We start from the raw sequence: 13,199 nt of genomic DNA, 5'->3' as shown, positions 1-13,199 counted from the left end.
CGGGCCCTCTGTTCAGGTCGCCCTTAAGAACGCTAGCGTGGTGGCACCTTTGCACACGCGGGAGCTCGGAGCACCGGGCTGAGAGGGCGCTGACAGCCGTACGACCGTACGGGGCACGCTGCGCCGACCGCCGAACCTGTTACCGGGTAATGCCGGCGTAGGGAGTAGGTCTCATGACCACATCGGACACACGCACGCCTGCCTCCAACCAGGGCGACGAGGACGGGAAGTCCATCGGCTGGCACAAGGGATACGTCCAGGGCCCGCGCCCGGACATCCGGGTGCCGGTCCGGCAGGTGCACCTCACCAACGGCCATGACGTCACGCTGTACGACACATCGGGGCCGTACACCGATCCCGCCATCGAAACCGACGTCCGCCGCGGACTCGCATGCCTCCGCGAGAACTGGATCACCGCCCGAAGCGACACCGAGGAGTACGCGGGCCGCCCCGCACGCCCGGAGGACGACGGGCTCAAGCACACCTCTCCGCGTGGAGGGCTGCGCAATCTGGACGCGGTCTTCCCCGGCCGCCCGCGCCGGCCGCGGCGCAGCCGGGACGGGCGGCCCGTCACCCAGCTCGCGTACGCCCGCCGGGGCGAGATCACCCCGGAGATGGAGTACGTCGCCGTCCGGGAGAACGTCGCGCCGGAGGTGGTGCGCGAGGAGATCGCCGCCGGTCGCGCGGTGCTGCCGGCCAACGTCAACCACCCGGAGAGCGAGCCGATGATCATCGGGAAGCGGTTCCTGGTGAAGGTCAATGCGAACATCGGCAACTCCGCGGTGACGTCCTCCATCGAGGAGGAGGTGGACAAGATGACGTGGGCGACCAGGTGGGGCGCCGACACGGTCATGGACCTTTCCACCGGCCGCAACATCCACACCACCCGTGAGTGGGTACTTCGCAACTCCCCCGTGCCGATCGGCACCGTCCCCCTCTACCAGGCCCTCGAAAAGGTCGACGGCCGGGCCGAGGAGCTGACCTGGGAGATCTACAAGGACACCGTCGTCGAGCAGGCCGAACAGGGCGTCGACTACATGACGGTGCACGCCGGCGTACGCCTGCCGTACGTGCCGCTGACCGCCCGCCGGAAGACCGGCATCGTCTCCCGGGGCGGCTCGATCATGGCGGCGTGGTGTCTCGCGCACCACAAGGAGTCGTTCCTGTACGACCACTTCGAGGAGCTGTGCGAGATCCTCGCCGCGTACGACGTGACGTACTCCCTGGGCGACGGGCTGCGCCCCGGGTCGATCGCGGACGCCAACGACGAGGCGCAGTTCGCCGAACTTCGCACGCTCGGCGAGCTGAACTCGGTCGCCAAGCGGTTCGGGGTGCAGACCATGATCGAGGGGCCGGGCCATGTCCCGATGCACAAGATCAAGGAGAACATCGACCTCCAACAGGAGATCTGCGAGGAGGCGCCCTTCTACACGCTCGGCCCGCTGACCACCGACATCGCGCCGGCGTACGACCACATCACCTCGGGCATCGGCGCGGCCATGATCGCCTGGTGGGGGACGGCGATGCTCTGCTACGTGACGCCCAAGGAGCACCTGGGGCTGCCGAACCGGGACGATGTGAAGACCGGCGTCATCACGTACAAGATCGCCGCCCACGCGGCGGACCTGGCGAAGGGGCATCCGGGGGCGCAGGAATGGGACGACGCGCTGTCGGACGCCCGGTTCGAGTTCCGCTGGGAGGACCAGTTCAACCTGGCGCTCGACCCGGACACGGCACGGGAGTTCCATGACGAGACCCTGCCGGCCGAGCCGGCGAAGACGGCGCACTTCTGCTCGATGTGCGGTCCGAAGTTCTGCTCGATGAAGATCAGCCACAGCATCAGCGAGCAGTTCGGCACGTCGGCAGCCGCGGAGGCGACGGCCGAGGAGGTCGCCGAGGGCATGCTCCGGAAGTCGCGTGAGTTCGCGGAAGGCGGTAACCGGGTGTACCTGCCGCTGGCCGACTGACCCGGCACGGGGACCTCGTACGGGTCCGGCCCCCGCCCCCGGTCAGTCCAGCTCGTGTTCCGGGCCGCCGAAGTCGGGGCTCGTGAAGTCCGGGCTGGTGAACGTCGGGCGGGGTGCCGCGGCCGGGCCGTCGCCGGGGCCCGCGAAGTCCGGCCTGCTGTAGCCGATCTTCGGCAGACGGCCGGCCGGGCGGAACGGGGCCGGGACGGCGGGGCCGGCCGCGGGCTCGGCGAGCGCGTCGCGCAGGAAGGGCAGGATGCCCCGTTCCAGCAGGGCCTGCCGCCAGGCGTCCTTGGCCCGGGCCACCTCGTCGGTCAGCGCCTCGCCGGTTTCCTCGGCCGCCGATGACGTCGAGCCGTTGCGCAGGGCGGTGAGGAGGAGGCCGACGGCCGCGACGAAGATGGCGGCCGCGGTGACGGCGGCGAAGAACCAGCCGGCGCCGACCATGGTGGTGGCGAACGCCGGTGGTGGTTCCAGCATCTTCAGGAGGTAGCCGACCAGCAGGAAGATGACCGCCGCGGTGCCGGCCAGCATCGGCGCGAGGACGGTGACGACGGCACCTATGCCGGCGCCCGCCCCGCTGAGGGCGTCCGGCGCGGTACCACGGGCCGCGTCACGGTCGGGGACCGCGGCACGGGCCTCGTCGCGGGCCTTCACGTAGTGCTCGTACTCGGTGGCGGCCGTAGCGGTGATCAGGGCGACGGCCGCCAGTGCCATGGTGCGCAGCTGGACCGCGTTGAGGCGTTCGCCGATAGCGGCCAGTTCCGGTCGTTGATGAGCGTGACGCAGTGCGTCGTCGAGGAGCCGCTCGTACTCGGGCCGGTCCTCGGTCAGCAGGTGCGGAGCGCTGTTCATGTGCATCCCCCGATGCTCCGTCGGGCCTGTGTGCCCGCTCTGGCCGGGCAGTTGGGCGGAAACGGAGGAGAGCCTGCTACTGGTACGCCGATGGTAGAGCGCTCACAGCACGGGGTGACAGGGGATTTGCGGAAATAGGACCGGTGCCCGGCGCGGTCGGATCAGGACGCGTCCTCCCCGGGGGAAGGTCAGTCATGCAGCGGCAGCTGGACGACCAGTAGCTTTCCGGCCATGGTCACCCCGCCGTCCATGGCGATCGCCAGCCCGTCCGCGTACACGTGGGGGCCGTCGACCTGAGGTCCGGCCCCGTCCTCGCCGTCCTCCGAGCCGACCTCACCGGTCAGGTACGGGATGGGGCTGTGACCATGGACGACGCGCCGGCCACCGTAGGCCGCCGTCAGCTGCTGGACGGCCTGCGCGCCTGACTCGTCGCGGAAGGCGAACCGCTTGGTCAGCTTGCGGAACAGGTCCCAGCACTCGTCGGCGTCGTTGCGCGTGAGGATGGCGTGCACCGTGTCGTTGACGTCCTCGATGGTGGAGCCGTAGTCGAGGTACGCCGTCGTGTCGGAGTGCATCAGCAGGTGGCCGTCCTCCTCGACGACCGCGTCGAGCCGGGACATCCACTGGAGGTGAACGTCCTGGAGGCGCTCCATGTCCGTCTTCTGGCCGCCGTTGAGCAGCCAGGCGGCCTGGAAGGTGGCGGTGCCCGCGCCGGAGTTCACCGGGGTGTCGGCGAACCGCTTGGCGCCGATGAGCAGCAGCTCGTGGTTGCCCATGAGGGCCTTGCAGTAGCCGCCGGCGGCCGCAGCCTCGGCGGAGAGCCGCATGACGAGGTCGATGACGCCGATGCCGTCGGGCCCCCGGTCGGTGAAGTCACCGAGGAACCAGAGCCGCGCGTTGCCCGCGGACCAGCGGCCCTCGGTGTCGATCAGGCCCTGCTCGGCGAGGGCGGCGAGGAGCTCGTCCAGATAGCCGTGGACATCGCCCACCACGTACAGCGGACCGAGATCCGGCTCCTTGGCGGGGCGCGGTTCGGGCGCGGTCTGCACCTGGGCGGTTTCGTCGATGCTGATGACGGGAAGGTCGCGCGCCGTCGGCGTGTACCCCTCCGGCGTCTCGCCTTCCGGGAACGCGCTTCCCGGGTGCGGTGAGGCGGGCGGCGCAGGCGCCTGCGCATAGGGCGGTACGCGGAAGTCGCGCAACGTCGCCGTCCGCACCACGGGTTCCTGACCGGCCCCCTGTGTCATCGACCCCTCCACCACCGTCGCGCCGCCGTACACCTGACGGGCCCTGCTGGTCGGGTTGGTCCGCGGTGTCGTGCGCCCATCATAGGAATGCGGATCGTGCTCTGTGACGCACCAGGGGTGGTGAATCCTTCCGCAGGCCAGGTTCATCGGTCGATTGGTCCCAATTGGGATGATCAATCCCCTGCCGGGGAACGCGGCGCACTGACCGTGGTGCGCGGCGGACGGCGTTGCGAGGACGTCCGGACGATGAGCTCCGTCGGTATCACCCGCTCCACCGGACCGTCCTGGTCGATGCCCTCGATGGCGTCGATGAGCAGCTGGACGACCGCCGTGCCGATCCTGCGCGGCTTCAGCGAGAGCGTCGTGATGGGAGGCTCGGTCGTCGCGTAGACCGTGGATTCGCTGCAGCAGACGAGCAGCAGGTCCTCGGGGACGCGCAGTCCGTAGCGGCGGGCGGCCGCCAGCAGGTCCGTGCCGTTGGGGTCGAAGAGCCCGTAGACGGCGTCGGGGCGGTCCGGGCGGGCCAGCAGCCGGTCGGCGGCCACGGCGCCCGCGCACGGGTCGTGCGCCGGGTAGGACTCGTACACCGGGTCCTGCCCCACGCGCTCGCACCAGTGGAGGTAGGCGCTGGTGGACAGCCGGGTGTACGTGTCGGTCGTGGTGCCGGTGAGCAGGCCGATGCGGCGGGCGCCGGCGGCGGCGAGATGGTCGAGGAGGTCGAGCACGGCGGCCCGGTGGTCGTTGTCCACCCAGGCGGTGACCGGGAGCGACCCGGCGGGGCGGCCGTCGGAGACGACGGGCAGTCCCTGGCGGACCAGCTCGGTGACGACCGGGTCCTGGTCGGAGGGGTCGATGACGACGGTGCCGTCGAGTGCGACGTTCGACCAGACGTCGTGGCGCGAGGTGGCCGGGAGGATGACGAGGGCGTAGCCGCGGGCGAGGGCCGCCGACGTGGCCGCTCTCGCCATCTCCGCGAAGTACGCGAATTCGGTGAAGGTGAAAGGTTCATCCCCGTACGTGGTCACGGTCAGGCCGATCAGGCCGGATTTGCCGGTACGGAGCGTGCGGGCCGCGGCGGAAGGGCGATAGCCCAGGCGCTCGGCGACCTCGCGGACATGGCGGCGGGTGGCGTCCGGGAGCCTGCCCTTGCCGTTGAGGGCGTCGGACACGGTCGTGATGGAGACGCCGGCGGCGGCGGCCACATCACGGATTCCCGCACGTCCCTGCCTGCCGCCGCGCCGGGGGGTCTCCGTCCGGCTCACCTGGTGCTTCCCTGCTGCTGTCATGGCGAGCCGATAGTAGGGCTCGGAAGGACAGTTGGGCCGGTCGCATATGCACCCATTGGCAGGCACGTTTCTGCAAGGTCATTAGACGTCAAATGCCTTGTGAAGCAAGGGCGTTGCCGGGTCGGACCGTCATGTGTCATGCATCGGGCCGGATAGGCCTGCCGACGGGGCGATGTCTCGAAGAGGTCTCAACTCACCTCTTCGGGGGACGCGCGCCACGGAGTGAGCCACCGGCGCACGCCATGCCCGGGCGCGCTCCCCCTCATTCCGGGGTCCACCGGACGAATCCGCTGTCCACCCGTTCGCAGCAGCGCCCAATCCTCATATGGTGAGCAGTATTGATGTGAATGGACGGTCGAGGAGGACCTGCGGTGAGCGAGACGAGCCCCAAGCTGCGCGCCGAACTGGACGGCGTTCCCGCCTACGTGCCGGGCAAACCGGCGTCGGCGGACGGACCGGCCGCGTTCAAGCTGTCCTCCAATGAGAATCCGTATCCGCCGCTGCCGGGCGTGATGGAGACCGCACTGGCCGCGGCGGCGCACTTCCACCGCTACCCGGACATGGCCTGCACCGGGCTGATGAACGAGCTGTCCGATCGTTTCGGCGTGCCGGTCTCGCACCTGGCCACCGGCACCGGTTCGGTCGGTGTGGCGCAGCAGCTGCTCCAGGCGACCTCGGGCCCGGGCGACGAGGTGATCTACGCATGGCGCTCCTTCGAGGCGTACCCGATCATCACGCAGATCAGTGGCGCGACCTCGGTGAAGGTGCCGCTGACCGACGGTGAGGTGCACGACCTGGACGCGATGGCGGACGCGATCACCGACCGCACGCGGCTGATCTTCGTCTGCAACCCGAACAACCCGACCGGCACCGTCGTGCGCCGGGCCGAGCTGGAACGATTCCTCGACCGGGTGCCGAGCGATGTCCTCGTGGTGCTGGACGAGGCGTACAAGGAGTTCATCCGCGACGCCGAGGTGCCCGACGGCATCGAGATCTACCGGGACCGGCCCAATGTGGCGGTGCTGCGCACGTTCTCCAAGGCGTACGGGCTGGCGGGGCTGCGGGTCGGTTTCGCCGTGGCGCACGAGCCGGTGGCGGCCGCGCTGCGCAAGACGGCGGTGCCGTTCGGCGTCAGCCAGGTCGCCCAGGACGCGGCGGTGGCCTCGCTGCGCGCCGAGGACGAGCTGCTCGGCCGGGTCGGCTCGCTGGTGTGCGAGCGGGACAGGGTGTACGAGACGCTGGTGCGGCAGGGCTGGACGGTGCCCGAGTCCCAGGCGAACTTCGTCTGGCTGCGGCTGGGGGAGCGCACCCTCGACTTCGCGGCGGCCTGTGAGAAGGCCGGTGTGGTGGTCAGGCCGTTCGCGGGAGAGGGCGTGCGCGTCACGATCGGCGAGGACGAGGCGAACGATCTCTTCCTGAAGGTGACGGAGTCGTACCGCAAGGAGCTGTAGCCGGCGCCTGCCGGACAGCCGGGCCCCGTATCTCGTGCGCGAGGTGCGGGGCCCTTTCGCGTGCCGACGCAGGGGCGGGCGGGGGAGGGGCCCCCGGGCGAAGGGCCCGAAAGTGTGTGCGCCATAATTGCTTGTGAATGTGAACGCGTTCACAAGCGTGTCCTGCTTCCTCCCGTGATCCGTTGGATTTCACGGACAAATCGCCGATGCAACGGCGATGACGTAAGGAGAAGACGACGTGGAGCTAGCTCTGGCGCCGGAGACCCTGGCGCGATGGCAGTTCGGTACGACGACCGTCTACCACTTCCTCTTCGTTCCTCTGACGATCTCTCTCGCGGCGCTCACGGCCGGCCTGCAGACCGCCTGGGTGCGGACGAACAAGGAGAAGTACCTCAGGGCCACCAAGTTCTGGGGAAAGCTCTTCCTGATCAACATCGCCATGGGTGTCGTCACCGGCATCGTCCAGGAGTTCCAGTTCGGGATGAACTGGTCCGACTACTCGCGGTTCGTCGGTGACATCTTCGGGGCGCCGCTCGCCTTCGAGGCGCTGATCGCCTTCTTCTTCGAGTCCACCTTCATCGGCCTGTGGATCTTCGGTTGGGACAAGCTCCCGAAGAAGATCCACCTGGCCTGCATATGGATGGTGTCCATCGGCACCATCCTCTCCGCCTACTTCATCCTGGCGGCCAACTCCTGGATGCAGCACCCGGTCGGCTACCGCATCAACAAGGAACGCGGACGCGCCGAGCTCACCGACTTCTGGCACGTGCTCACCCAGAACACCGCGCTCGCCCAGTTCTTCCACACCATCACCGCCGCCTTCCTGGTCGGCGGGGCGTTCATGGTCGGCATCGCCGCCTTCCACCTGGCGCGCAAGAAGCACATCCCGGTGATGCGGACCTCGCTGCGGCTGGGGCTGATCACCGTGGTGATATCCGGCCTCCTCACCGCCGTCAGCGGTGATCAGCTCGGCAAGGTGATGTTCAAGCAGCAGCCGATGAAGATGGCGGCGGCCGAGGCACTGTGGGACGGGGAGGACGCCGCGCCCTTCTCGATCTTCGCCTACGGAGACGTCAGCAAGGGGCACAACTCCGTCGAGATCTCGGTCCCCGGCGTCCTGTCCTTCCTCGCCGACGACGACTTCCAGTCGTACGTGCCCGGCATCAACGACATCAACAAGGCGGAGCAGGAGCGCTTCGGGCCCGGCGACTACCGGCCCAACATCCCGGTCGCCTTCTGGAGCTTCCGGTGGATGATCGGCTTCGGCATGGCCTCCTTCGGCCTCGGCATCCTCGGACTGTGGCTCACCCGGAAGAAGTTCATGCTGCCGGAGGTGATGCGTACCGGTGAGGACGAAGTGCCGAACCTGGTCCTGTTCAAGAACAAGGCACTGAGCCCCAAGCTCGCCCGGTGCTACTGGGTCGTCGCCCTGTGGACCCTGCTCTTCCCGCTGATCGCCAACTCCTGGGGCTGGATCTTCACCGAGATGGGCCGCCAGCCCTGGGTCGTCTACGGCGTGCTCCAGACCCGGGACGCGGTCTCCCCCGGTGTCTCCCAGGGTGAGGTGCTCACCTCGCTGATCGTCTTCACCGGGCTCTACGCGGTGCTCGCCGTGATCGAAGTCAGGCTGCTCCTGAAGTACATCAAGGCCGGGCCACCCGAGCTCACGGACGACGACCTGAACCCGCCCACCCGGATCGGCGGCGACCACGAAGACGCCGACCGGCCCATGGCCTTCTCCTACTGAGAGCGCAGGAGCCGAGAGATGGAACTCCACGACGTCTGGTTCGTGCTCATCGCCGTCCTCTGGACCGGCTACTTCTTCCTGGAGGGATTCGACTTCGGGATCGGGGTCCTCACCAAGCTGCTGGCCCGGGACCGCAAGGAACGGCGGGTGCTGATCAACACGATCGGGCCCGTCTGGGACGGCAACGAGGTCTGGCTGCTCAGCGCCGGCGGGGCGACCTTCGCCGCGTTCCCCGAGTGGTACGCCACGCTGTTCTCCGGTTTCTACCTGCCGCTGCTGATCATCCTGCTCTGCCTGATCGTGCGCGGTGTCGCCTTCGAGTACCGGGCGAAGCGGCCGGAGGAGAAGTGGCAGACCAACTGGGAGCACGCGATCTTCTGGGCCTCGCTGATCCCCGCCGTGCTGTGGGGTGTGGCCTTCGGCAACATCGTGCGCGGCGTGAAGATCGACGCGCACATGGAGTACGTGGGCAACTTCTGGGACCTGCTCAACCCGTACGCGCTCCTCGGCGGCCTGGTCACGCTCTCCCTCTTCACCTTCCACGGTGCGGTGTTCGCCGGGCTGAAGACGGCCGGGGACATCCGGGCCAGGGCACGCGGGCTGGCCCTGAAGCTGGGCACCGTCGCGGCGGTGCTCGCGCTCGCCTTCCTGATCTGGACCCAGCTCGACAACGGTGACGGCCGCAGCCTCATCGCGATGATCATCGCCGCGGTGGCGCTGGTCGGTGCGATCGCGACGATCGCGGCGGGGCGCGAGGGCTGGTCCTTCGCACTCTCCGGCGTGACCATCGCCGCCGCCGTCGCCATGTTGTTCCTGACGCTCTTCCCGAACGTCATGCCGTCCTCGCTGAACGATGCCTGGAGCCTCACGGTCACCAACGCCTCGTCCAGCCCGTACACGCTGAAGATCATGACCTGGTGCGCCGGGATCGCCACTCCGGTCGTCCTGCTCTACCAGGGGTGGACGTACTGGGTGTTCCGCAAGCGGATCGGCACGCAGCACATCGCCGATGCGCACTGACGCAGTGAGTGTCCTGACCGACCCGAGCCGCATGGGGTGTTTCACGTGAAACCGATCGACCCGCGTCTGCTCCGCCACGCCCGTGCCACCCGCCTGTTCATCGTGGCCGTGGTGGTTCTCGGCGTGGCCGGGGCGGCGCTGGTCATCGCTCAGGCCACGCTCGTCGCCGAGATCGTGGTGGGCGGCTTCCAGGACGGGCTCACGACCGGCGGGCTGCGCACCCCGCTCCTCCTGCTCGCGGCGGTCGCGTTCGGCCGGGCCCTGGTCTCCTGGCTCACCGAACTGGCCGCCCACCGGGCCGGCGCGGCCGTCAAGTCCGAACTGCGCGGGCGGCTGCTCGACCGGGCTGCGGAGCTGGGCCCGGACTGGCTGAGCGGGCAGCGCACCGGCTCGCTGGTCACCCTGGCCACTCGGGGGATCGACGCGCTCGACGACTACTTCGCGCGCTATCTTCCGCAGCTCGGGCTCGCGGTGGTGGTACCGGCGGCCGTGCTCGCCAGGGTCGTCACCGAGGACTGGATCTCGGCGGCGATCATCGTCGTCACACTCCCGCTCATCCCTCTCTTCATGATCCTGATCGGCTGGGCGACCCAGTCGCGGATGGACCGCCAGTGGCGGCTGCTCTCCCGGCTCTCCGGGCACTTCCTCGACGTGGTGGCCGGGCTGCCGACGCTGAAGGTGTTCGGCCGGGCCAAGGCCCAGGCCGAGTCCATCCGCAGGATCACCTCGCAGTACCGGCAGGCAACCCTGCGTACCCTGCGCATCGCCTTCCTGTCGTCCTTCGCCCTGGAACTCCTCGCGACACTCGCGGTGGCCCTCGTCGCCGTCACCATCGGCATGCGGCTGGTCCACGGTGAACTCGACCTCTACACCGGCCTGCTGGTCCTGATCCTCGCGCCCGAGGCCTATCTGCCGATCCGGCAGGTAGGGGCGCAGTTCCACGCCGCCGCCGAGGGGCTCTCGGCGGCGGAGGAGATATTCGCCGTCCTGGAGACCGAGCCCCGCGCGAGCGGTACGCAGGAGGTCCCCGGTTCGCTGCGGCTGGAGCTGGAAGGGGTGACCGTCCGGCACGACGGGCGCTTTGAGCCCTCGCTCACCGCGACCTCACTGGTGGTGGACGAGGGGGAGACGGTCGCCCTGGTCGGCCCGAGCGGGGTCGGCAAGTCCACCCTGCTGAACGTGGTGCTGGGATTCACGGCGCCCGACGAGGGCCGGGTGCGGGTCGGTGGCACCGACCTGGCGGATCTCTCCCTCGCACGCTGGCGCGAGCACATCGCCTGGGTGCCGCAGCGCCCGCACCTCTTCGCGGGCACCATCGCGGAGAACGTGCGGCTCGCCCGCCCCGCCGCCGACGACAGCGCGGTGACGGCTGCCCTGCGCGACGCGGGGGCGTACGACTTCGTGCAGCGGCTTCCGGACGGCGACCGCACCCTCCTCGGTGAGGACGGCGCCGGGCTCTCCGCCGGACAGCGTCAGCGCCTCGCGCTCGCCCGCGCCTTCCTCGCCGACCGGCCTGTACTGCTCCTGGACGAGCCGACCGCGAGCCTGGACGGCGAGACGGAGGCGGGCATCGTCGAGGCGGTACGGAGGCTGGCCGCCGGCCGGACCGTCCTGCTGGTGGTGCACCGGCCGGCGCTGCTGGCGGTCGCGGACCGGGTGGTCACCCTGACCGCCCCGGCGCCCGGACCGCCCGCCCCGGAGTCATCCATCGCCGTCACCCGCCCCGCGAGCGTGCCCGACGACACCCGGATCACCGAGCCGGCGCACGAGCCCGACACACTGCGTGAGACCACGGACCGGCGCGGGCACGTGCTCACCCGGGTCCGGGAGGCCGCAGGCGCACAACGCGGCCGGCTGGTGCTCGCCCTGTTGCTGGGAAGTCTCGCCCTCGGTTCGGCCGTCGGGCTCATGGCGGTCTCCGGCTGGCTGATCTCTCGGGCCTCCGAGCAGCCCCCGGTCCTCTATCTGATGGTCGCGGTGACGGCGACCCGCGCCTTCGGCATCGGGCGGGCGGTCTTCCGCTACGCCGAGCGCCTCGTCTCGCACGACGCGGTCCTGAGGATGCTCGCCGAGTTGCGCGTCGCCGTGTACCGCAGCCTGGAGCGCATCGCTCCGGACGGCCTGCGCAGGACCCGGCGCGGGGACCTGCTCTCGCGGCTGGTCGCGGACGTGGACGCCCTGCAGGACTACTGGCTGCGGTGGCTGCTGCCCGCCGGGACCGCCGTCCTCGTGGGCGCCGCGACCGTCGGTTTCACCGGCCGGCTGCTCCCCCAGGCGGGCCTTGTGCTGGCCGCGGGCCTGCTGCTGGCCGGGATCGGGGTGCCGCTCGTCAGCGGTGCCTGCGCCCGCCGCGCGGAACGGCGCCTGGCCCCCGCCCGCGCCGACCTGGCCACCCGGATCACCGATCTGCTGGGCGGTACGGCCGAGCTGACCGTCGCGGGCGCCCTCCCGGGGCGCTCGGCCAGGACTCGCGCGGCCGACGCCGTCCTCACCCGGATCGCATCCCGCGCGGCGACCGCGACCGCGCTCGGCGGCGGCCTCACCGCCCTGATCGCCGGTCTCACCGTGGTGGCCGCCGCACTCGTCTCCCTGCCCGCCGTGGCGGACGGCCGGCTGGCAGGCGTGGAACTCGCCGTCGTCGTCCTCACCCCGCTGGCCGCATTCGAGGCCGTGACCGGTCTGCCGCTCGCCGCCCAGTACCGACAGCGCGTCAAGCGGAGCGCGGAGCGCGTGTACGAGGTGCTGGACGCCCCGGTGCCCGTGCGGGAGCCCGACGCCCCGGCCGCAGCGCCGAAGACCCCCTTCCCGCTGGAGGTGCGCGGGCTCTCCGCCCGGTACCCGGGAGCCGGGCAGGACGCGCTCGACTCCGTCGACCTCACGCTGGAGGCGGGCCGCCGCATCGCCGTCGTGGGCCCGTCGGGGTCCGGCAAGACCACGCTCGCCCAGGTCCTGCTCCGCTTCCTGGACGCGCGGGCGGGGACCTACCGGATCGGCGGGGTGGAGGCGTCCGCGCTGGACGGGGACACCGTGCGGCGGTTCGTCGGGCTGTGCGCCCAGGACGCCCACATCTTCGACAGCTCGCTCCGGGAGAACCTGCGGCTCGCCCGCCCCGCCGCGGCCGAGCCGGAACTGCGCGACGCCCTCGCACGGGCCCGCCTGCTCGACTGGGCCGAGGCGCTGCCGGACGGGCTGGACACCCTTGTCGGCGAACACGGCGCCCGCCTCTCCGGCGGCCAGCGCCAGCGGCTCGCCCTGGCCCGGGCCCTGCTCGCCGACTTCCCCGTCCTCGTGCTGGACGAGCCCGCCGAGCACCTCGACCTGCCCACCGCCGACGCCCTCACCGTCGACCTGCTGACGGCGACCGTGGGGCGTACGACCGTTCTGATCACGCACCGGCTCGCCGGGCTGGAGGCCGTGGACGAGGTGGTGGTCCTGGACGAGGGCGCGATCGTCCAGCGCGGACCGTACGACGTACTCGCGTCGGTGGACGGGCCGCTGCTCCAAATGCTGACGCGGGAGCGGGAGAGCGTGGGGGAGCCGGGCGCGGTCGTGGGCGCGCGGACCTGAACAGTCGCGCGCCCAGATTCCGACTTTCCTCCATAAATGGGACTAATTACGCTCTGGGT

8 protein-coding genes and 1 riboswitch are annotated in these 13,199 nt (G+C 70.3%); of the genes, 5 read left to right on the top strand and 3 right to left on the bottom strand.

Translation table 11 applies throughout. The features are described 5' to 3' along the window. Positions 1-47: 47 nt before the first annotated feature. A riboswitch (TPP riboswitch) is annotated at positions 48-181 on the top strand. Then, entirely contained in the window at positions 174-1,967 is a 1,794-nt protein-coding gene (gene thiC / locus E6P78_RS04615) for a phosphomethylpyrimidine synthase ThiC (RefSeq protein ID WP_136202183.1), read from the top strand. (Overlaps the previous riboswitch by 8 nt.) A 42-nt stretch (positions 1,968-2,009) precedes the next feature. Here the strand turns inward: thiC and E6P78_RS04610 are convergent, their stop codons facing one another. The 3 genes from E6P78_RS04610 to E6P78_RS04600 all read right to left on the bottom strand — a co-directional run bounded on the left by E6P78_RS04610 (position 2,010) and on the right by E6P78_RS04600 (position 5,355). Continuing rightward, positions 2,010-2,828, bottom strand: a complete 819-nt coding sequence (locus tag E6P78_RS04610) for a hypothetical protein (protein ID WP_136202182.1) — start codon at positions 2,826-2,828, stop codon at positions 2,010-2,012. 182 nt (positions 2,829-3,010) lie between these two features. Further along, complete coding sequence (locus E6P78_RS04605; RefSeq protein ID WP_136202181.1) at positions 3,011-4,069, bottom strand: metallophosphoesterase; 1,059 nt, start codon at positions 4,067-4,069, stop codon at positions 3,011-3,013. Positions 4,070-4,242: 173 nt separating this feature from the next. Further along, a complete protein-coding gene (locus E6P78_RS04600; RefSeq protein ID WP_136202180.1) occupies positions 4,243-5,355 on the bottom strand; it encodes a LacI family DNA-binding transcriptional regulator in 1,113 nt (370 codons plus the stop codon). Positions 5,356-5,726: 371 nt separating this feature from the next. Between E6P78_RS04600 and hisC the strand changes: the two genes are divergently transcribed. The 4 genes from hisC (at position 5,727) to cydD (ending at position 13,140) form a co-directional block, all read left to right on the top strand. Further along, complete coding sequence (hisC, locus tag E6P78_RS04595) at positions 5,727-6,806, top strand: histidinol-phosphate transaminase (RefSeq protein ID WP_136202179.1); 1,080 nt, start codon at positions 5,727-5,729, stop codon at positions 6,804-6,806. A 238-nt stretch (positions 6,807-7,044) separates the two neighbouring features. Continuing rightward, positions 7,045-8,553, top strand: coding sequence for a cytochrome ubiquinol oxidase subunit I (locus E6P78_RS04590; protein ID WP_136202178.1), 1,509 nt, complete (start codon positions 7,045-7,047; stop codon positions 8,551-8,553). An 18-nt stretch (positions 8,554-8,571) separates the two neighbouring features. Continuing rightward, the gene (gene cydB, locus E6P78_RS04585; protein ID WP_136202177.1) at positions 8,572-9,573 is read left to right on the top strand and encodes a cytochrome d ubiquinol oxidase subunit II; all 1,002 of its coding nucleotides are present in this window, start codon (positions 8,572-8,574) and stop codon (positions 9,571-9,573) included. Between the two features lie 45 nt (positions 9,574-9,618). After that, on the top strand, positions 9,619-13,140 hold the full coding sequence (gene cydD, locus E6P78_RS04580; protein WP_136202176.1) for a thiol reductant ABC exporter subunit CydD: 3,522 nt from the start codon (positions 9,619-9,621) through the stop codon (positions 13,138-13,140). Positions 13,141-13,199: the final 59 nt, after the last annotated feature.

This window comes from Streptomyces sp. A0958 (genome assembly GCF_004795035.1).
GTDB lineage: Bacteria > Actinomycetota > Actinomycetes > Streptomycetales > Streptomycetaceae > Streptomyces.
This window is presented reverse-complemented; position numbering and strand designations above follow the sequence as displayed.

What these genes read in the sequence shown, in the direction of transcription:
- thiC (WP_136202183.1), top strand. Translation starts at nt 174, where the DNA reads ATGACCACATCGGACACACGCACGCCTGCCTCCAACCAGGGCGACGAG.
- cydB (WP_136202177.1), top strand. Translation starts at nt 8,572, where the DNA reads ATGGAACTCCACGACGTCTGGTTCGTGCTCATCGCCGTCCTCTGGACC.
- E6P78_RS04600 (WP_136202180.1), bottom strand. Translation starts at nt 5,355, where the DNA reads ATGACAGCAGCAGGGAAGCACCAGGTGAGCCGGACGGAGACCCCCCGG.
- E6P78_RS04610 (WP_136202182.1), bottom strand. Translation starts at nt 2,828, where the DNA reads ATGCACATGAACAGCGCTCCGCACCTGCTGACCGAGGACCGGCCCGAG.
- E6P78_RS04605 (WP_136202181.1), bottom strand. Translation starts at nt 4,069, where the DNA reads ATGACACAGGGGGCCGGTCAGGAACCCGTGGTGCGGACGGCGACGTTG.